The following is a 20,481-nucleotide window of genomic DNA, read 5'->3' on the forward strand; positions in this document are numbered from 1 at the left end:
ATGATGTACAGATTACTGATTGTAGACGACGAACCGGTTATTGTTGACGGTATGTTCGAACTATTTCAAGAGCAGTATATGTCCAATTTGGAGGTTTACCGGGCTTATTCGGGCAAGGAAGCCTTGAAGCTGATGGAGGGAATGCGAATAGATATCGTAATAAGCGATATTGGGATGCCGAAAATCGATGGATTTCAATTGCAGAAGGAAACCGGCCGGCTTTGGCCGCATAGCAAATTTATTTTTTTGACGAGCCATAATGACTTCCATTATGCCCAGACAGCCATTCGTAATGGCAGCGCGGATTTTATTCTGAAGACGGAAGAGGACGATAAAATTATCGCCGGCGTTCGTAAAGCGCTAGTAAGCTTGGAGGAAGATCAGGGATATAAAGATTTGATCGAACGGGCAAAAAAGCAGATGCATCTGGCTCTCCCTTTGCTGCGCAAAGATTATTTGACAAGCATTCATGATGGTACGGTTCCGCGTCATATGATATCGGCCGCGGCCTTTCAAGACATGCAGGTCAGCATGGACGTTTCGGCGAATGTGCTTCCGGTAATAGGCCGTATCGACGATTGGGGGCATTACGAAAGTAAGTCTGACCGGGCGTTAATGACGCATGCCGTTGAAAATATTTTGGCTGAATTTTTCAATCACCATAACTTCCAATTCGCCGCTGTGGATAAATCTTATTTCGCCGTGTTCGTGCAACCGGCTGACGACGGACAGGAGAGCGATGAAGATGCGGCAGAACGCCGCTGGGAGCGGGTCATCACTTTTGTTAAAGGCATACTGGAAGCAGTGCAGCCGGTCATTGGCCGCTTACTCAAGCTGAGCGTTTCTTTTTCAATCGGGCATCAGCCTGTTATCTGGCATGAATTGCATCTTCATTTCGAAAGTTTGCGCAAGCTGCTGATGCGGATTCCCGGCAATGAAATGATTTTGACGGCGGAAATGTCTTTGCACGGTGCGGAGAAGACAAATACGAATCATCATCATCGCGTCGCCAGAAATTTGCTGCAGAAAATCGCGGATATTGAGTTTTCGAGCGCTGCCCAGCATGAGCAGTTCGCAGATATGATTTCCCGCCTCAAGGAATGCCTTGACGCGTCGTATGATCCTTCTTTATTTACGGAAATCTATTTTTCGATCGCTTCCAATCTGATCTCCTTTATGAATCGTTGGGAGACGAACACGATTACGCTGAAGATGACCATGTTTGAGCAATTCGAAGTCAATCGCCCCTATACGCACGTACTGGATGAATTTATTCGGATTGCGGCGGCGTTAATTCGCGAGAAAGAAATTGAACAGTGTCAACACACTCATCAAGTGGTTCATATTTTGCAACAATATATCGAAGAGAATATCGATAAAGAGCTGTCATTGAATCGCTTATCCGAAATCGTTTATTTGAATCCTGTTTATTTATCCCGGCTTTATAAGCAATCGACCGGGACCGGATTGGTTGATTATATTAACGAAGTTAGGCTCAAGAAAGCCAAACAAGCGTTGATTGAAACGAATGCCAAAATTCACGATATCGCCCGCAGTGTCGGATTTGAATCCCCGACTTATTTTGCTCGTTTGTTTAAACGCAATGAAGGAATGACACCGCAGGAATACCGGGAAAAACGGCCATTGTAACCTGTCAGCCGAATTTGCGTTTAAATAAGTCGCATATTGTATAAATTGTGCGATGGCGGCTTGATTGCGGGCTGACTATAATTTGATTGTAAGCTTACAACAGCCAAGGCAAGGAGATGACACTATGAAGAAGAACAGGTTTAGTCTGGCTATCATTCTCATCCTGATCCTGATTCTGTCAGCATGCGCGGACAATAAGGAGGATGGGAAGCAAGCAGCACCGTCTACAGGCTCCAAAAACTCGGAAAACTCAGGGAAGCCGCCTGCTGAGAATTCCGGCAGCGAAAATGAAGATCCGCTCGGCAAGTACGATCCTCCGATCGAAATTACGAGTGTACGCGTCGTGAGCACTGCTTATAAATATGCTGAAGGCGACGATATTAGCAACAATGTATGGACAAGAGCATATGAAAACGAACTTGGCATCAAGTTGAAATATGACTGGGTCGTAAACAGCGATCAAGGCGCACAAAAAACGAATTTGGCCATCTCATCGGGAGACATTCCGCAGTTTATGACTGTGACAGCAACCCAGATGGAGCAGCTGGCTGAAGCCGGCTTGATTATGGATTTGACCGAAGCTTACGATAAATATGCTTCGCCGTTAACGAAGAAGATCATGACGCAAGACGGTCCCCGGGCGCTCGAGTCTGCCATGATCGATGGCAAGCTTATGGGGATTCCGGCAGCGACATCAACGATCGATAACGCCCAGATGCTATGGATTCGCACGGACTGGCTGGAAAAACTGAATTTGCCTGTTCCGCAAACGATGGATGATGTCCTTCGAATAGCTGAAGCGTTTGCAACGCAAGATCCTGATGGAAATAATCAGAACGATACGGTCGGTCTAGTGATTCACAAGGATTTGACAGCTGGGGTTGCCGATTTGGAAGGATTTTTCAATGGGTATCATGCCTACCCTAGCATTTGGATTAAAGACGACTCCGGTCAGCTGGTTTATGGCAATATTCAACCGGAGATGAAAGCGGCGCTGCTTAAATTGCAGGAGATGTATAAGGCAGGCTATATCGACAAAGAATTCGGAGTCAAAGATGCGGTGAAAGCATCGGAATGGATGGCTTCCGGGAAGGCGGGCCTGATATACGGTACAATGTCCAACTCACTCTGGCCGCTTAACGAGAGTAAGGCTAATGATCCGAATGCAGATTGGAATCCGTATCCGATCGTTTCGATCGACGATAAACCGGCTCTGACGAAACAATTAGGTTTTGCTGTAAACAATTATTTGGTCGTCAGAAAAGACACGCCGAATCCTGAAGCGGGAATCAAGATGGTTAATTTATACGTGGAGAAGGGCTGGGGTGAAAAGTCAGAGCCAGGCATTTACTTCGTAAATAATGGTATCGAGACATTCAAATATGCGCCGTTTACATTATGGCCTTACCGAAAAAACATGGATCAACACATTAATATTGCGAAAGTGCTGAAAGGTGAAGCTGACGTTTCCTCCCTGAATGCAGAAGATAAAGATATTTATGAGCGGATCAAGACCTACCGTGAAACAGGAAAAGAAGCGTCAAATTGGGGGTACGACAGAGTATTTGGCGACAAAGGCTCCTCTTACGAAGTGATTAGCAATTATATTGCCGATAATCGGTTGATCCGAAATGAATTTGCGGGCACTTCGACAAAAACATGGATTGAGAAGAGTGAGTCGTTAAAGACGCTTGAACAGGAAGCGATTACAAGGATCATTATGGGAGCTCCGATTGAGGAGTTTGATACTTTCGTGGAAAACTGGATGAAACTGGGCGGCACCCAAATTACAAAGGAAGTAAATGAGTGGTACAACGATAATAAGTAAACTGGTGAATCACGGGGGAAGTGAAGACGATTATTCCCTCCTTCCCCGCATATTGTCAGTTTGTGCCGTTAATTAGGAGGGGATGATCCGAATGGCCAACATGAGTAATCAGGCTGGAGTGAATCGGCAGTCCCGGTGGAAACGAGAAACCTCACTTCATCTGATGCTGCTTCCCGCGGTGCTTGTACTCGTTTTGTTTAGTTATGTACCTATGTTTGGAATCGTTATCGGGTTTCAAAAGTTTATTCCTGCTAAAGGCATCTTCAGCTCCAAGTGGATTGGACTTGACAATTTCCATTATCTGCTTAACTTGCCGAATACGATGCAGATTTTGTGGAATACGATCTTTATTGCATCGATGAAAATTGTAGCGGGATTAATTGTGCCTATTCTAGTTGCTTTATTGCTCAATGAAGTTCGCAAAGCGTTTTTTAAGCGCGGTATACAGACCCTTATCTATTTGCCGCATTTTTTATCGTGGATCATTTTGGGCGGCATATTAATCGATATTTTGTCTATGAAAGGAATTGTCAATCAATTTCTCGGCTGGTTTGGCATCTCGCCCATCTATTTTCTTGGAGACAACCGTTGGTTTCCTTATGTGCTTGTTTTTTCGGATTTATGGAAAGAATTTGGATTTAATACGATCGTTTATTTGGCAGCTTTGACAGCGATCAACCCTGCACTTTACGAAGCCGCGATCGTCGACGGCGCAAATCGTTTCAAACAAACGATACATGTGACATTACCGGGCATGCTGCCAATTATTATTTTGCTTGCCACGCTCAGTCTTGGAAATACGCTTAATGCGGGCTTTGAGCAGGTATTTAATTTATACAGTCCGCAAGTATATGAAAGCGGGGACATTATCGATACATTCGTCTACCGCCTCGGTTTGATCGAAGCGCAATACGGCTTGGCGACGGCAGTCGGCATTTTCAAATCGCTTGTCTCGCTTGTGTTAATTTCCTTATCTTATTTTCTCGCCTATCGTCTAGCGAATTACCGCATCTTCTGAGGAGGTGAATCGTAATCATGCATACAGCTTACTCGCCGAGTCGGAAGCTCTTTGTCGTTTTTAATTATATTTTTCTAAGCGGGATATCGCTGCTGTGCTTGTTGCCGATTGTTCACATTTTAGCAGTATCTTTAAGCTCCAGCAGTGCGGCGGCAGGCGGATTCGTCAAACTGTGGCCAGTCGACTTCACGATCAGTTCATATAAATTCGTGCTGAGCAAGCCGGAGTTTTTGCGGTCGATCGGAATTACTTTGGAGCGCGTCATTCTGGGCGTGAGCGTCAACATGCTGCTGACAGTCTTGTCCGCCTATCCGTTAGCGAAGGAAACAAGCGCTTTTCGCTTTCGAAGCGTCTATGCCTGGTTCTTCATTTTCACTATTTTGTTCAACGGCGGACTGATTCCCTGGTATATGACGATCCACGCGTATGGGCTGCTAAACTCGATTTGGGCGCTTATCTTGCCGGGAGCAGTTCCTGTATTTAATGTTGTATTGCTGCTGAACTTTTTTCGCGGATTGCCGAAGGAACTGCATGAAGCAGCCAATATTGACGGTGCCGGGGAATGGACGATTTTGTGGAAAATATTCGTGCCGCTATCATTGCCGGGACTGGCGACAATTGCCTTGTTCGCGACAGTTAGCCATTGGAATACTTGGTTTGACGGTCTGATTCTGATGAACGCTCCGGAGCGCTATCCGCTGCAAAGCTATTTGTATACGGTTGTAATCAATCGGGAATTGATGCTTACCATAGGAAGCGACTTGGGTGCGCTGGCTGAAGTGAATGAGCGTACAAGCAAAGCTGCGCAAATATTTGTCGGCTCCCTGCCGATCCTGTTGGTCTATCCTTTTTTACAAAAGTATTTTATGAAAGGCATTGTTCTGGGCAGTGTCAAAGGATAAATGAATTTGATTAGGAGAATTGTGAGATGAAAATACAACGCGCTTTAGTGATATGCTGTCATCCTGATGACGAGGTGCTCGGAATTGGCGGAACGATCAAAAAATTAACGAACCAAGGCACTGAAGTTTCGGTTCTCATGTTTGCAAACGGCAATGAAGGCTACACCCGGCTGGAAGACAAAAACCGGATCGTCGATATACGCCGCAAAGAGCGCGAAGAGGTCGGGAAAATTCTCGGCATATCGCATTATGAAGCTTATGATTATGGAGATTTTGCGATACCGGAAGACGATGTCACTTATAAGATGTGCATTAAAGCAATTCGCACGTATCGCCCTGACGTCGTATTCACCCACTATTGGAATGAATACCGTACGCACAAAGCGGTGGCTTCCATTACGGAAGAGGCGTTTTGGCAGGCGGGATGGTCTTGCTCGTTGGAGCTTGGGCAGCCTTGGAAAGCTTCTGGGCTCTATCATTTCGAAGTCATTCAGCTCATGCCGCAAAACTCTTTCGTTGTTGATATAACGGATACTTATGAGGACAAGGTTGCAGCTATGCGTGCTTATGCTTCGCAGTGCGATGCTGTCGTGTCGGATGCGTTGCAGCAAATTGAAGGACGCGCGCTAACGAGGGGCGCTCAGGTTGGCGTGAAATACGGAGAAGCGCTGCTGCTTAATACGACAGTCCCAGGATTGATTTCGGATGTCAATCATTTAAATCTGGGTTTTCGGGGCCGCGATGCTTCGGGATCATGATGATGGAGGAAACGATCAAATGAACAATAAATTGGAGCTAGAGTTTGCGGAGCGAGTAGATAAGCTGAGAACTTTGATGAAGGAGCGGGGAATTGATGCTTGCTTGATCTACGGGGATGAATATCGCAAAGAAAATTTACGTTATATAAGCAATTATTGGCCGATCTTCGAGCGCGGTGCAGTAATCGTGGCTATGGCCGGAGACCCGATCGTGCTGGCTGCGCCCGAAGGGGAACTCGTGTGCCATGAAATGTCAATCTGGTCCGATATTCGTTTGATTCCGGACTTCAATTGTGTAACGGTTCCTGATGAGATTGAATATCCGCATGCACAATATACGGATTTCAAGAAAGTGATTCACGAGCTGAAAGAAAAGTATGGGCTGATACGCCTTGGTATTGCAGGCATGGACGCGATGGCGAAGCAGGTGTACGAATCGATCGCCGCCAATGCGGCAGATGTGGAAATCGTCGATGCCAATGAGCTGCTGTTTGCGCTGCGGTTAAAAAAATCCGCATACGAAATTCATTGTTTGAAGGAGGCCGCTCGTATTGCGGATGAAGGCTACAGAGCGCTCATGGAAGCGGCGAACGTTGGCGCTACCGAACTGGAAATTGCGGCGGCGGCTTACTATGTATGTATGCGCGAAGGGGCGGAGAATGTTCCTTTTTGCCTGGTATCCAGCGGGGCAAGAGTAAATACGATTATCGGGAGGCCGACGCGCAAAAAGGTAGAAAACGGCGATATGCTGATGGCAGCTTTGGCCGTGCAATTTGAAGGCTATGTGGCCACGATTAATTTTCCATTCGTTGTCGGAGAGAGCAGTCCGGAGCAGCGGGAATTTATCAACTATTTAATTGAAGCAAACGATCGGGCGCTGCCTATGATTCGGCCGGGCGTTCGCCAGGGCGATATGGTCGGTGCGGTCAAAAGTTATTTTCGCGAGCAAGGTATAGATGCCTATGATTTGTATCCGCCATTGCATGGCTGCGGCGTAGCTGAGGCTGAGATGCCCTATCCGAATGAGAGTACGACAGGTCTGTTTGAGGAAGGAATGACTGTAAATACGGACATCAGTTTGTTCGGACACCCGAACGGATCGAATCGGATCGAAGAAGGCTTTATCTTGACGAAGGAAGGCAATGAGCCGATGTCCAGGCTCGTTAGAGAACTGACGGCGAAGTGGAAGAAAACACAACGATAATTGGAAGAGGTGCGAGCGATGTTGAGAGGTTTTATGGATCATTGGGTACCCAGTCAGGATCATGTAAGCAAGTTTTGGAAACAGGATGAAGAAACTGTGATCAGGATGATCGATGAGTTGCGAGAAGATATTGAATTTAATCATTTTACCTTTTATACGAAATGGTATACGAACGGGATAAAATCCAATCTCCCATATCTTTACAATCACCCTGAGTCATCAAATGTGAAAACGAACAATGAATGGGGAAGAAAGATGATCTCTCATCTTCATAGCAATGGGATTTCAGTAGGTGCCATGCTCCAATTTTTGACCTATGAGGAGAATACTTGGGAAAGTGAATTGTCCATTGATGAGTGGGATCTGAGAAACTGCGCGCTAACCGACGGACCGAATCGCATTGCTGACTTCACAGCGCCTGAGTATCAAACAAGAATGAAGGAAATTATCAAAGAGTTGTTAACCGAATTCCCCGGCATCGATTATTTGTTTCTGGAGTTTGAAGGGGCGAAATCTGCAGCAGTGGAGGCACTTTACCCGGCTTGGGCGAATGAGCAAGGGAAACAGGTGCCGGATCAATATCACTACAGCCCAGAAGCGGCCGAGCATTGTAGAAGAATCGGTCTTGAACCAAGCTTTATATGGTCTGACGAGGCGCGTGAGATGCTGCGTTACTATTACGAAACCAATCTGAAATCGGTTCGCGAAGTATTGGACGAAATCGGATATAAGGGAGTCGTCGGCGTCGTTATTCATTCTTATGGGTATGAGACATTTATCTATCCAGATATTTTGCCAGAGAAAAACTGGTGGCTTGTCCCCTGGAACTATTGGGTTTGTGAAAGCGAATCGCCCGAAACCGAAGAGAAAAAAGCGATATCTAAAGAACTCATGATAAAGTGGAAACGCGAAGGTTACCCGATCTGTCATATTGGCGATGTTACGATTGGCAAAGAGGGATTGGATCTGGAAGTAAAGAATGAAGCGATTCGCGATTTTTACAAGTTCAGCGTTGATTTGGAACTGGACGGATATTTGGGGATGGGTAATCCGGTTCCGGATATCGGTCTCAAATGGGAGGGCGTAACTGACGAGCATGTTCTCAAGGTGAGGGAATTATATCGAGAATTGTATGGCAAAGGAAAATGATAAAAGATTAGCTCCTGTTTCTATGGGAGCTATTTTTTTTGCTGGATGGCGAATGGAGTAAAAGCAAACGGGAAGGAGGTAAACGGAGGTGAATTATAGAATTAGTTAACTTCAGATGATCCAGCAGGAGGTCTAGACTTTGGAGTTACAAATGGATATTCCTGAAAATCACAGACTCTCTTCGAAGGCATTAGTAGAGTTTTTCACACGAATCGAGCAGTTAAAATTGGAAGTAAACAGCTTTATTTTGCTGCAAGATGGCAAAGTTACAGCCCAATTTTGGCGCCCGCCGTATCGTAAAGATCATCCGCAGCTATTATATTCGCTGAGCAAAAGCTTTACTTCCATTGCTGCAGGAATTGCATGGGATAATGGATTCCTAGATTTAGATGATAAGGTCATATCATTTTTTCCTGAAAAATTGCCGGGAAATATTTCTCCAAACTTAGCTAAAATGACTGTACATCATCTGTTATCGATGAACGCAGGACATCATGATAATATTTATGCTGCCGTGGCGAAGGAACAGGATTGGGTGAAGACTTTTTTATCATTAGATGTTGAACATGAACCGGGAAGTTACTATCGTTACAGCACCCATGCTACCTATATGTTGTCTGCAATTATTGAACAAGTGACAGGTCAAAACATGGTTGATTTTTTAATGCCTAGATTATTTGAACCTTTAGGGATACCAAGGCCATCATGGGAAACTTGCCCCCTAGGCATTACTGCAGGCGGAATGGGATTGAGCATATCAACCGAAGGAATAGCCAAATTTGGTCTTATGCTCTTGAACAAAGGAGTCTATGAAGGGAAGAGAATTGTTTCCGAGCAATACATTCGGTTGGCAACAACAGAACAAAGTGATAATCGGGCAGGAGCGGAGAGAATAGATTCAGCACAAGGTTACGGGTACCAATTTCATTTGTGCCGCCGCGGCTGTTATCGGGGAGATGGCGCTTTTGGTCAATTATGTTTTGTAGTCCCAAAAGAAAAGATCGTCATTGCGGCAACCTCAAGCTTCAAAAATATGAAGTCATTGCAGACACTTTTAGATTTAATTTATGAGCATATTTTCGACCAATTAGACAGCAATGTTTTTTACTCTCCTGAAGACCATTTCGAACTGCGTAATCTATTATCTAATTTTCCTAATGCTGTTCCTGCGCTTAACCCTGTACCCGAAAACCTGCCAATCGAAAATACTTGTAGTTATGTCATGAATGAAAATCCTCGCGGACTTAAAAAACTATCTTTTCATTTGAAGGCAGAACATTTGGAACTTCAAGCTTTTTATGGCGATGATCGCGACAACATTTTGCCCTTTAATTTTACGAAAGCGGTGCATGCTAAGGATGTGTTCCACAAAGATTTATCCTTGCATCTTCAAGAGGTGGTTACTTTTGCTTCATGGCAAGATGAAATGACGTTGCAACTTACTCTTTTCTACATCGAAACTCCATACGTGGTCACTTATACAATAATATTTCATGAGCAGACAATTGATTTGCAATTCAACATCAATGTGGCGCTCAACATATCGGAATATAGCGTAACCGGGAACTTAAAGGATGTGCAAGTATGATGCTGCGATACCGACCACTGCAACCGCCTAGACTTGAGCGTAATATGCTTCATACAGGATTCAGCTATCGGGAATACCCGCCTTGCGAGAAGCTGGCTGCATATATTGCCTGTTATTGGACAATAGAGTCGCGTGTATCCGCAGTGAACCGGGTCATACCGGACGGCTGCGTAGACATTATTATCGACCGATACTCCCCGTCTCCCTGGAGGGCCGCGTTTATCGAAGGCTTAATGACCCGTTATGACGAAATAAGCCTTTCGGAGCCGCAATCTCTATTTGGCATCCGTTTTTATGCGGAAAAGGCGCAGACGCTGCTAAAGTGTCCAGTTACCGCTTTTATCGGTCATCGTCTCTTTCTGGAGGAAGTTTGGGGAGCCGAAGCGCTGGAGATGATTGAAGAGATTCTGTTGGCGTCAACCGATCGCGATATGATCGGCGTTGCAGACCGTACATTCCTTCGTTTGCTCTCCAAAAACGACGAACCCGCTAATCAGCTGCTGCATGCCGGCATGCAGTACCTGTATGCCAGTAATGGGACTCTTTCAGTGTCGGCGCTGGCGGACAAGCTGAGTTTCAGTGAAAGGCACATCAGAAGAACCTTCGAGCGCGAGCTGGGTGTAAGTCCAAAGGAAATCGCATCCATTGTCAAATTTCAAAGCATGCTGCAAGAGCTGCACAATAGCGCAACTTACAGTTTCGCCGCGATTGCGATGAAATACGGCTATTATGATCAATCGCATTTTATTAAGAGCTTCAAACGCTTCTACGGCTTATTGCCGACGCAGCTGCCGAAAACGGACTGAATAAGTCCGTTTTTTACTATACTAATTAACTTAAAGATGGGATCATCTGTGATAAGGGAAAATAAAAAATTTATGGAGATGATTTAATGATGAAACCGCGCATTTCAGTACTTACATTAGGTGTAGACGATTTGGAAAGATCGTTGAGCTTTTACCGTGATGGACTGGGCTTGCCGACACAAGGGATAGTTGGCAAAGAGTTCGAACATGGGGCGGTTGCTTTTTTCGATTTGCAAGCAGGGGTAAAACTGGCGATCTGGAATCGCCGGGATCTGGCCCATGAAGCAAAGGTTCCTCTGACATCGCCGAGTTCGACGGAAATAACGATTGGTCACAATGTAGGCAGTAAAGAAGAGGTGGATAAAATTATGGAACAAGCCCAAAAGGCAGGAGCCGTAATAACGGACCCCGCGCATGATGCTTTTTGGGGAGGCTACTCGGGCCACTTCTTAGATCCGGACGGGCATTTATGGGAAGTAGTTTGGAATCCAGAGTGGGAGATTGAGGATTAGGACGATGCCAATATCTTATCAGGAAATTCCGCGCGAGGTAATGAAAAAGCTAGGGATTATAAACAATATTACTTTCCCGCGGCAGGGCCATACCTCTGATGTCGGAATCATTGATTGTGAAAAAGGGCTCGTTGTCTTAAAGAGAACGAGGGGGAAGCAATTTTCAGAGTGGTTGAAAAGAGAGTCATACATTTTAGATTGTTTGTCTCAAACCCATCTTCCCGTCCCTAAGGCCTATCAATTTGTTCAGATAGAAGAAAATGAAAGTATTGAATGTTGGCTGCTAATGGAGTTCTTGCAAGGGGAAACCTTACGAAACGTTCTCACTCGTGAAAATGACTCCGCGGTAAGGTCCGAAATAATTTCTGATTTTGGAAGAAATTTAAGAGAACTCCATGCAACGTCTTGTCCAATTGAACTTAAGTATGGCGGTAAATGGCTTGATCAAATGATCAAACAGGCTGAATATAATTTGGAACACTATAAGGTTGATGGCAATTTTGCATTACTTGAGAAATTAAAAAATAACAGGCCGGATGATCTTGAGCAAGTTCTCATTCATGGTGATTTTACGATAGACAATGTTTTGGTTCGTGAGAGGAAAATATCGGGCATTATTGATTGGAGCGGTGGAGCTTATGGAGACCCGCGTTATGATGTATCCTTAGCTATCAGATTGAAACCCAATATATTCCAGGCAATTGAAGACCATAACGCTTTTTTTGATGGTTATGGGGAAAAGATAATTACCATTGAAGAGTATAGATATTTTGAAGAAGGGCTTTATGCCTTTTTCTAACGACATCTCAGAATTTATAAAATTTCTGCTGGTGCGGCCTAGGGTGAAGTGTTTTCTTAAGCCAAGTGGACAGACGATCTGCAAGCGAGACGTTTTTGCACGTTTGTTCACAGATAACGGATCCACGGTCCTCTCGGGTCCGATTCTGTCCATGAAGAACGAACGAGGCTAACGGAAGTCACGGCCGCTATTTTCGCAAATTTGACCGATCTGAAATTGTAACGGAACTGTGCGCCGCTATTTGATGATGAGAAGCCCGCTTTCGCAAGAAAACGTCGAATTAAGATCGCTCATTTCCGTCCAAAAATAAGGGTAATTAGCGAAATAACGTCTGTGACTTCCGGTAGAGGAAATCGCTTGGGCGGCTTGCCGCTTTTTCGGGGCTCAAACCACTGGCCAGCGCTGCCGGCGATAGTACTAAGGACGCCGTCAGGCGTTTTTCTCACAGGTAGCCGCGATAGCCACGGCACGGCGAATTTTGAACAGTTGGAGCTGGAAATTTTCTGCAAGCCGGGTGAAGATCCCAAGTGGTCGAATATTGGCGTGGTCTCTGTCGCTCGGTATCAAATGGACCGTATCCGACTGCAGAAGCGCATGCCGATCGCCGAGGTGAAGGCATACATTGCGGGACGAATAAAGTTTTAACTGTTAGAAAAAGCGGCACTCGCTCGAGCTGCCGCTTTTTTTTCGCTTTCTTTTTTCACCGAAAAACTAGCCGCGGCTGCGAGCTCATGATTTAACTCGAAGCGGGCCAACCCGGTTTGCTGGGCGCAGGTGACTTGTTGCAGCATGTCCGCTTGGCTTCGACCATGACTAAAAAAGCATTGTTTGTTACTGATGTCTCAAGCTTTTTATTTCGATTTCAGCAGCGACCATTTACAAAATATTTTAACCCGGATAACAAAAGTCGAACATTTCGGATGTACATTGGAGATGTGAGAACGATCCCATCTGAGATCGTTCCCACACTCAAGAGGAAAGGATATGATCGACGATGCTGATCGATAAGATGCAAACCTTATCGCCTCTCGATACAAGTAAACATACGAGCAGCAAGTTCGAGCTCTTGCGGCCGAAATCCAAGCTTCACATTGAATTTTCGTATTCCCCGAAGCTGCTTGCGGACGGGGAGCGCGCTAAGGAGTTCATGGCGGCATGCATCGATCGCTACTTTGAACCCGAGCGAAGAGCTGCGGCACGACGTCATTTGGAGCGCGATACGACGCTTTCGAATTTATTGACCGTATCCGTGGACGCACCAGACGGCTATCGAGGCGCATGCCACCGGCACGATTCGGTCCAGCGGCTATTCCTTGCCGCAGAGGAAGCTTCTCCCGGCTTGATGAAGGGGCCGATCGGCACGGGGGAGTGGGCCGTCACGATCAGCGTCCATTCCGTCGTGACGGAAAGCTGCACGTACCGGCTCCGGGTTTGGGCGGACGAGGAGGATTCCGAATGAAATGGCTGGCTTGCGAGCTTCACACCCATACGGTCCATAGCGACGGTAAACAAACGCTGCTCGAGCTTGCTTTGGGAGCAAAACGGCTCGGCTTCGACTGTATCGCATTGACCGACCATAACACGATGTCGGGCTTGCAAGGGAAAGAGGAAGTCGAAAAGGAAACGGGCATTGCCGTACTTCCGGGGATGGAGTGGACGACATTTTACGGGCATATGGTAACCGTCGGCTTGGAAACATTCGTCGATTGGCGGAAAGCGGAGCCGAACACGATTCATGCCAGTGTAGCGGGGGTGCATGAACAAGGAGGGGTCGCCGGTTTAGCTCATCCGTTCCGGATCGGTACGCCCGTCTGTACGGGCTGTTTCTGGGAATTCAATATTCGCGACTGGAACGATTTCGATTATATCGAGGTGTGGTCGACGACCTTTGCGCCGGTGAAGCAGGATAACCAACGGGCTTTTGCATTATGGACGAAACTTCTGAACGAAGGAGTACGCATCGCGGCCACTTCCGGGCGTGATTGGCATCGCCATGAGGAAACGGAGGACCCCTTGTCCGTTACCTATCTTGGGCTGAGGGAAGAAGAATCTGCTTCCATACAGGAATCGGCGGTGAACGCCCTGAAAGAAGGCCGGGTCGCCGTCACGATCGGCCCACTCGTCACGATGGAGGTATGCAGCGAAGCGGGAGAAGCAGCTTATGGGCTTGGCGCCGCGGTTCCCGCAGGCCATCCCGACAAAAAGGAGTGCTATACCTCTCGTGTTCGCGTCTCGTTTTCCGTCCGGGAAGGGATGTGGCAGCTTCCGGCCCAGTCGTACCGGCTCGTTGTCAACGGCAGCGAAGGAGGCCTCGCCGAAATGAGCATCGGAGCGGAGGACAACCATTACGAAATCGGGCTTGGATCAAGCGAGAAGCGCCCTGTTTGGATCAGAGCCGAGCTTTGGGGAAACGTACGCGGTGTACATGCGTTGATCGCTTTTACGAACGCCATTTATTTTGACCGGGAGGCAGGGTATGAATGAATTTCCGCTGATTACCGCGCATACGGGATGCATGGGAACGCCAGATAATTCAATGGCGTCCGGACGCGTCGCGTTAGCGCTCGGCGTCGATATTATCGAAGACGATATACGTGCGACCAAAGACGGAATACTCGTCCTTAGCCATGACGACGAAATCCGAACGGCGAAGGGAGAGACGGCAAGCCTCTCCGGCATGACCTATCGGGAGCTGCAAGAGCATACCGAAACGCCAGTTGCCGCTCTTGAGGAGCTGCTGATGCTTGTCAAAGGCTCTGCTGCGATGATTAATCTGGATATGAAAACGGACGAGGCGCTTGAGCCGGTCTCCCGTCTTATTAGACGGACCGATATGGCTGATCGCGTTTTTATGACCGGCTGCTTGTATGAGCGTGCGCTTAAGGCGAAGAGCGTGGTGCCCGAACTGCGGAAGCTCCTCAACGTGAATGTGCAACATTTTCGAACGATGGCATACGAGGAAGCGGTGAGCCGGGCGTGCAAAGAAGCGCTCGATGCCGGGTGCTTCGGTCTGAACGTGCCGTACCCTGTTCTAAGCGGCAGAATGAAGGAAATCGCCGAAGCCGCCGGATTGCTCTTGTACGTCTGGACCGTCGATGAAGCGGAGGAGATGAGGCGCTGCGCAGAACTGGGCGTAAGTTCGATTACGACGCGGGCCGTCGATATTGTTCAGGCGGTGAAGTCAAATTGGAATAGGGAGATCCGTCCGTAAATGGGATATAACATCAAAGAGATCGCGGCTCTGGCAGGCGTGTCCAGATCGACCGCGTCGCGCGTCATATCCGGGAACGGGTATGCAAGTCCCGAAGTTCGGGAGCGCGTTATGAAGATCGTGGAGCAACTGCAATACAAGCCTAGCGCCGTGGCGCGGGCGATGGTGTCGCAGCGGACCCATAATATCGGCGTCATCGTCTTTCGCGAGACGTTGCCGATCGTCTCCCACCCGCTGTACAGCAAGCTCATCGACGCTGTCCTAATGCAAGCCGAAGCGAAAGGCTACTCGATTTTTCTGAAGACGGACCGAGAAATGTCGCTTCGTTCGACCGATTATTTGCTCGAGCAGCGGGTGGACGGTCTCATTCTGATCAGCCGCCTGCGCAAAAACGTCATCGATTACGTGAAGAAGTTTAACGTGCCGTACCTGATGGTCAATGGATCTACGGACGATCCGGAGGTCGTTCATCTCGTCAGCGACGACGAGGAGGGAGGGGCTAAGGCGGCTTCACATCTGTGCGGGCTTGGCCACCGGCATTTTCTCATAATCGCGGGGCCTCAGGAGCATCGCAGCCATAACCTTCGCTTGGAAGGGTTCAAACGCGGCTTGCAGCAGCTTGGGGGAGCAGAGACGCTGGATATCGTCTCGTCCCGGGAATCGACTTTCGAGCAAGGATACGCGCTGATGAAGGAGCATTTGGCTTGGTTCTCTGGAGGAAGAAGCGGTGCTTTAGTGGCCACGAATGACATGCTGGCTCTCGGGGCGATGAAGGCGCTGCTGGAGCATTCGATTGCCGTTCCGGGACAAGCCTCCGTCATGGGTTTCGACAATATCGATTACGCAGCGATGTACGCGCCCGGGCTGACGACGGTTCAAATCGACACGGCGAGTATGGGCAGGGACGCGGTCGATTTGCTTGACAGGCTGATCCGCAAGGAGCAGAACGTGCCTAAGCTTAACAGATACCCGAGCGAGCTGATCGTGAGGCAATCTACGAAACGAGAATATATAACGGCTCGCCGTTCATGACGAAAGGAGAAACGAATCGTGTTGTGGTACTTCCGTGCGGTCGGCATTCGCAGAATTGTCGAGTTTATTTTATTGACCGTATTTGCCGTTTTTTTCGCCGGACCTCTGCTGAATCTCGCCGTTCTGGCGTTTAGCGGCGGGTGGTCCTATCCCGATGCTTTGCCGCAGCAATGGTCGCTGAAGTGGTGGAGCTTCGTCTTGAGCAAGGAGGATATCGCTGCGTCCATCGGCTTGTCTTTCTTAATCGCTGCTTTGGTAACCGCCTTGTCGATCGTGCTTTGCATACCCGCGGCTTATGCATTTGCCCGTATCCGGTTTCCGTTCAAAAAAGTGTTCCTGTTTTCGTTTCTATTGACGCACGCCTTTCCCAAGATGGGGTTGTACGTAGCCATCGCCGTTCTTTTCTATCGGCTCGGCCTGATGAACACGTTATTGGGCGTCGTGCTGATTCATATGATTAACGTTCTGATGTTTATGACCTGGATCCCGACGGCGGCTTTCCGCAACGTGCACGCCGCGCAGGAAGAATCCGCGAGAGACGTAGGCGCTTCTCCGTTCCGCGTCTTCCGCAGCATTACGCTTCCGATGGCGATGCCGGGCATTCTCGTCGCCTCCGTCTTCACGTTTCTCAACTCGCTGGACGAGGCGCAAGGCACGTTCCTTGTGGGCATACCGGATTACAAGACGATGCCGATCGTCATGTATTCGATTGTTTCGGATTTTCCCGCCAGCGCGGGTGCCGTATTCTCGATCATTTTGACGGCGCCGACCCTTATTCTGCTTCTTGCGGCGCAGCGACTAGTGAGCGCGGATGTGCTCGCGAGCGGATTCCAAGTCAAGTAAACCGAACAATCCGGAATCGGAGGTAAACAGTAGCATGCAACTTTCCATACAAAATCTTTCCAAACGATATAAAACGGGCGAAGGCGTGACTGGGATCAACCTGGATGTCGCCAAAGGCGAGCTTGTTACGCTGCTCGGCCCTTCAGGCTGCGGCAAGACGACGGTGCTGCGAAGCATCGGCGGATTTCTGGAACCGGACTCCGGGGATATTTTGATCGAGGGACAGAGCGTTGTAAAGCTTCCCCCGGAGAAACGGCCGACTTCCATGGTGTTTCAAAGCTACAATTTATGGCCGCACATGTCCGTATTTGACAATTTGGCATTCGGCCTTCATATACGCAAGATGCAAAAAGCGGAAATACGCGAGGCTGTAGCTGCCGCACTTCGCTTAGTAAGGCTGCCCGGCGCTGAGAAGAAGCTTCCGAGCCAGCTTTCGGGAGGGCAGCAGCAGCGCGTCGCGCTTGCGCGGTCGCTCCTGCTTAAGCCGGCGGTGCTGCTGCTCGACGAGCCGTTCTCCGCGCTCGACGCGAAGCTGAGGCAGGAGATGCGGCAGGAATTGCGGGAAATTCAGTCGCAGACAGGGCTAACGATGGTATTCGTCACCCATGACCAGGAAGAGGCGCTTGCGCTGTCCGACCGAATCGTCGTCATGAACCACGGTCATATCGAGCAGGTCGGAAACCCGAGGCATATTTACGATGAGCCGGAGACGCTGTATGTGGCCGAATTTATCGGCAAAATGAACTTCATGGAGGGGGTGGCCGAGCAAAACGTCATTCGGGCGGGACGAAGCGATTTCCCGAACCCAAAAGGATTGGCCGGCAAGGTGATGGTCGCCGCAAGACCCGAGGACGTGTTGATCCATTTTGAGCAGAAGAGCGGGAAAGGGCTGCAAGGAGTCATCAAACAGATGATGGTGCTTGGGCATTATGCGGAGATTTCGATCGAGCTGGAGGACGGCTTCACGGTCAGAAGCTTCCAACCGAAGGAAGCGGTCCGTGAATTGGCCGTCGGACAGCAAGTGCAAGTCGACTATTCCAAAACGTTAGCTTATCCATGCGCTTGACAAAAAAAGAGATCATTCGGGAGGAAGAGAAACCTTGAAAAAACTGATGAAAATTGCTTGCGCAGTAACCGTTTCTTTAGTGGCGTTGACTGGCTGCGGGACACAAAGCGAAAACAAAAAAGCTGATTCGCCGGCAGCCGTCGCCGCGGACCCGGTCACATTCAGCTTCTATTTCTCCGGCTCGCAGAACGTCAAAGATTTGTGGGATACGCTGATCCCGATGTTCAAGAAGGATAATCCGGAAATCGACGTGCAGGCGGTTTACCTTCCGTCCGGCACGGGCGCGCAGCCGACGTACGATCGTATTCTCGCGGCGAAGAAAGCCGGGAAAGGCTCCGGCAGCATCGATTTGTACGAGGATGGGATTAACGTCGTAACCCAGGGCGGCAAAGACGACGTATGGGAGACGCTTTCGACCGACGCGATCAAAAACTTGGCGAATGTCGAAGGGAAGACGATGCAGGATGTGAACCAAATGGCTATTCCTTACCGTTCCTCTGCGGTCGTGCTTGCCTACAACAGTGAGAAGGTGGCTAACCCGCCGAAGACGCTGGACGAACTGCTGGAGTGGATCCGCAGCAATCCCGGCAAATTCGCCTATAACGATCCGTCCACAGGGGGAGCGGGCAGCTCGTTCGTCACGACGGTGCTTTATAACGGCTTGCCGGAAGAAGCGATTCATAACAGCGACCCGTCGATCATGTCCGAATGGGATAAAGGCTTTACGGTGCTTAAGGATCTGGGGAACTACGTGTACGGCAAAGGCATCTATCCGAAAAAAAATCAAGGCACGCTCGATTTGCTCCAAAACGGCGAGGTTGATATGATTCCGGCTTGGTCCGATATGGCGCTTCAGCAATTGAACGAGAAGCTGCTGCCAGAAAGTGTGAAGCTGCAGCAAATTACGCCGGGCTTTAACGGCGGGCCGACTTATTTGATGGTGAACAAGCTGTCCGAGAAGAAGGAAGCGGTCTATCAATTCCTCAACTTCGTTCTTTCCCCGGAAGCGCAAGAGGTTATCGTAAATAAAATGAACGGATTTCCGGGCATCGAGCTTTCGCACATGTCCCAAGACGTTCAGAATAAGTTCAGCGGGGTAGCGGATGGCTTCCGTGCGTTCAACCTTGGCGATTTGGGTAACGAAATTAACAAACGCTGGCAAAGCGAAGTCGCTGCCCAATGAACAAAAACACCAAACAAGCGATTTTGGGGCTGACGCTTGTCGGCCCCGCCTTCCTGCTCCTGCTTGTCATCGTCGTGTTGCCTATTGCGCAGTCCTTTATCGCAAGCTTGCAGAGCGAATCGGGCGGTTACGATTTCAGCCGCTACCAAGCGCTGTTCACGGACATTGGGATGCGCGCAAACATCGTGTATACGCTCAAAATCACAATCGTCTCCTGCGCGCTCGTATTGGCAATCAGTTATGCGATGGCGCTGTACCTGCGCTTCAGCTCGGGCAGGATCGTCGAATGGATCCGCAAGACCTACATGATTCCGATGTTTATTCCGGGCGTCATCGCGACTTACGGTCTCATGAATTTGCTCGGCAACCATGGCTGGCTGGCGCGTCTGCTGCTTCCGCTCGGCCTGGAGCTGCCAAGGATTATATTTGATCCGAAAGGGCTCATTATTGCGAACCTGTGGTTCAACATTCCGTTCGCGACGATGCTGCTCAGCTCCGCGATCGCCGGCATTCCGAACTCGGTCATCGAAAGCGCCAAGGACGTCGGGGCAGGCCGGTTAAGCATCTTTTTCCGGTTCATTTTGCCTTTGTCTTACAAAACGTTTTTGGTCGCGTTTACGTTTGTTTTCATGGGCGTCATCGGATCATTCACTGCGCCGTTCCTCATAGGCGAGAATGCTCCGCAAATGCTCGGCGTGGCGATGCAGCAAGTTTTCGGCGTGTTCGGCGAGCGCGAGCAAGCCTCCGCCATTGCGTTTTTTACGTTTCTCCTTTGTTCGGTGCCGGGCTATTTCTATATCCGCTCGATGGCGAAGGAAGAATCGGCCCGCACATAGGGGGAAATCGCTGGAAGCCCGGCTTGCCCGCGAGATTCATCTGCGCAACAAGGTCAAGGAATTTGAGCTGAGCACATCTATTTATGGATAGAAAAA

Annotated in this window: 21 protein-coding genes; 20 read left to right on the plus strand and 1 reads right to left on the minus strand. The window is 48.7% G+C overall.

Annotated features, from left to right (window positions below):
- From ACFQ0N_RS00940 to ACFQ0N_RS00995, 12 genes are all read left to right on the plus strand, one after another.
- Entirely contained in the window at nt 1-1,650 is a 1,650-nt protein-coding gene (locus ACFQ0N_RS00940; RefSeq protein WP_379322468.1) for a response regulator transcription factor, read from the plus strand.
- Nucleotides 1,651-1,774: 124 nt separating this feature from the next.
- Entirely contained in the window at nt 1,775-3,478 is a 1,704-nt protein-coding gene (locus ACFQ0N_RS00945) for an extracellular solute-binding protein (RefSeq protein ID WP_379322469.1), read from the plus strand.
- Between the two features lie 91 nt (nt 3,479-3,569).
- Complete coding sequence (locus ACFQ0N_RS00950) at nt 3,570-4,496, plus strand: ABC transporter permease (RefSeq protein ID WP_379322470.1); 927 nt, start codon at nt 3,570-3,572, stop codon at nt 4,494-4,496.
- Between the two features lie 17 nt (nt 4,497-4,513).
- Entirely contained in the window at nt 4,514-5,398 is an 885-nt protein-coding gene (locus tag ACFQ0N_RS00955) for a carbohydrate ABC transporter permease (RefSeq protein ID WP_379322471.1), read from the plus strand.
- A gap of 26 nt (nt 5,399-5,424) precedes the next feature.
- Nucleotides 5,425-6,156: a PIG-L deacetylase family protein gene (locus ACFQ0N_RS00960; protein WP_379322472.1), complete on the plus strand. Its 732-nt coding sequence runs from the start codon at nt 5,425-5,427 to the stop codon at nt 6,154-6,156.
- A gap of 19 nt (nt 6,157-6,175) precedes the next feature.
- Nucleotides 6,176-7,360 carry a M24 family metallopeptidase gene (locus ACFQ0N_RS00965; protein ID WP_379322473.1) on the plus strand — a complete coding sequence of 395 codons (1,185 nt, stop codon included), beginning with the start codon at nt 6,176-6,178 and terminating at the stop codon, nt 7,358-7,360.
- An 18-nt stretch (nt 7,361-7,378) separates the two neighbouring features.
- On the plus strand, nt 7,379-8,509 hold the full coding sequence (locus tag ACFQ0N_RS00970; protein WP_379322474.1) for a hypothetical protein: 1,131 nt from the start codon (nt 7,379-7,381) through the stop codon (nt 8,507-8,509).
- 139 nt (nt 8,510-8,648) lie between these two features.
- On the plus strand, nt 8,649-10,097 hold the full coding sequence (locus tag ACFQ0N_RS00975; protein ID WP_379322475.1) for a serine hydrolase domain-containing protein: 1,449 nt from the start codon (nt 8,649-8,651) through the stop codon (nt 10,095-10,097).
- Complete coding sequence (locus ACFQ0N_RS00980) at nt 10,094-10,903, plus strand: DUF6597 domain-containing transcriptional factor (protein ID WP_379322476.1); 810 nt, start codon at nt 10,094-10,096, stop codon at nt 10,901-10,903. Before ACFQ0N_RS00975 ends, ACFQ0N_RS00980 begins: the two co-directional genes overlap by 4 nt.
- Before the next feature lie 89 nt (nt 10,904-10,992).
- Entirely contained in the window at nt 10,993-11,415 is a 423-nt protein-coding gene (locus tag ACFQ0N_RS00985) for a VOC family protein (protein WP_379322974.1), read from the plus strand.
- 4 nt (nt 11,416-11,419) lie between these two features.
- Nucleotides 11,420-12,214, plus strand: a complete 795-nt coding sequence (locus tag ACFQ0N_RS00990) for a phosphotransferase family protein (RefSeq protein WP_379322477.1) — start codon at nt 11,420-11,422, stop codon at nt 12,212-12,214.
- A 357-nt stretch (nt 12,215-12,571) separates the two neighbouring features.
- Complete coding sequence (locus ACFQ0N_RS00995; RefSeq protein ID WP_379322478.1) at nt 12,572-12,859, plus strand: hypothetical protein; 288 nt, start codon at nt 12,572-12,574, stop codon at nt 12,857-12,859.
- Here ACFQ0N_RS00995 and ACFQ0N_RS01000 read toward each other — a convergent pair.
- Nucleotides 12,856-13,005: a hypothetical protein gene (locus ACFQ0N_RS01000; protein ID WP_379322479.1), complete on the minus strand. Its 150-nt coding sequence runs from the start codon at nt 13,003-13,005 to the stop codon at nt 12,856-12,858. The genes ACFQ0N_RS00995 and ACFQ0N_RS01000 overlap by 4 nt on opposite strands.
- Nucleotides 13,006-13,208: 203 nt before the next feature.
- Here ACFQ0N_RS01000 and ACFQ0N_RS01005 point away from each other — a divergent pair, with 203 nt between their 5' ends.
- The 8 genes from ACFQ0N_RS01005 to ACFQ0N_RS01040 are packed head-to-tail and all read left to right on the plus strand — an operon-like array spanning nt 13,209 to nt 20,385.
- Nucleotides 13,209-13,673 (plus strand): hypothetical protein, encoded by a 465-nt coding sequence (locus ACFQ0N_RS01005; protein WP_379322480.1) that lies wholly within the window; start codon nt 13,209-13,211, stop codon nt 13,671-13,673.
- Complete coding sequence (locus tag ACFQ0N_RS01010; protein ID WP_379322481.1) at nt 13,670-14,698, plus strand: CehA/McbA family metallohydrolase; 1,029 nt, start codon at nt 13,670-13,672, stop codon at nt 14,696-14,698. The genes ACFQ0N_RS01005 and ACFQ0N_RS01010 overlap by 4 nt, the downstream gene beginning before the upstream one ends.
- Nucleotides 14,691-15,425 (plus strand): glycerophosphodiester phosphodiesterase, encoded by a 735-nt coding sequence (locus ACFQ0N_RS01015; protein ID WP_379322482.1) that lies wholly within the window; start codon nt 14,691-14,693, stop codon nt 15,423-15,425. Before ACFQ0N_RS01010 ends, ACFQ0N_RS01015 begins: the two co-directional genes overlap by 8 nt.
- Entirely contained in the window at nt 15,426-16,457 is a 1,032-nt protein-coding gene (locus ACFQ0N_RS01020) for a LacI family DNA-binding transcriptional regulator (protein ID WP_379322483.1), read from the plus strand. It abuts the gene before it with no gap.
- An 18-nt stretch (nt 16,458-16,475) separates the two neighbouring features.
- Nucleotides 16,476-17,300: an ABC transporter permease gene (locus tag ACFQ0N_RS01025; RefSeq protein WP_379322484.1), complete on the plus strand. Its 825-nt coding sequence runs from the start codon at nt 16,476-16,478 to the stop codon at nt 17,298-17,300.
- Nucleotides 17,301-17,334: 34 nt separating this feature from the next.
- Nucleotides 17,335-18,366 (plus strand): ABC transporter ATP-binding protein, encoded by a 1,032-nt coding sequence (locus ACFQ0N_RS01030; RefSeq protein WP_379322485.1) that lies wholly within the window; start codon nt 17,335-17,337, stop codon nt 18,364-18,366.
- A 46-nt stretch (nt 18,367-18,412) separates the two neighbouring features.
- A complete protein-coding gene (locus ACFQ0N_RS01035; RefSeq protein WP_379322975.1) occupies nt 18,413-19,549 on the plus strand; it encodes an extracellular solute-binding protein in 1,137 nt (378 codons plus the stop codon).
- Nucleotides 19,546-20,385, plus strand: a complete 840-nt coding sequence (locus ACFQ0N_RS01040) for an ABC transporter permease (RefSeq protein WP_379322486.1) — start codon at nt 19,546-19,548, stop codon at nt 20,383-20,385. Before ACFQ0N_RS01035 ends, ACFQ0N_RS01040 begins: the two co-directional genes overlap by 4 nt.
- Nucleotides 20,386-20,481 lie beyond the last annotated feature (96 nt).

This window comes from Paenibacillus sp. GCM10027626, from assembly GCF_042676285.1.
Classification (GTDB): Bacteria; Bacillota; Bacilli; order Paenibacillales; family Paenibacillaceae; genus Paenibacillus_Z.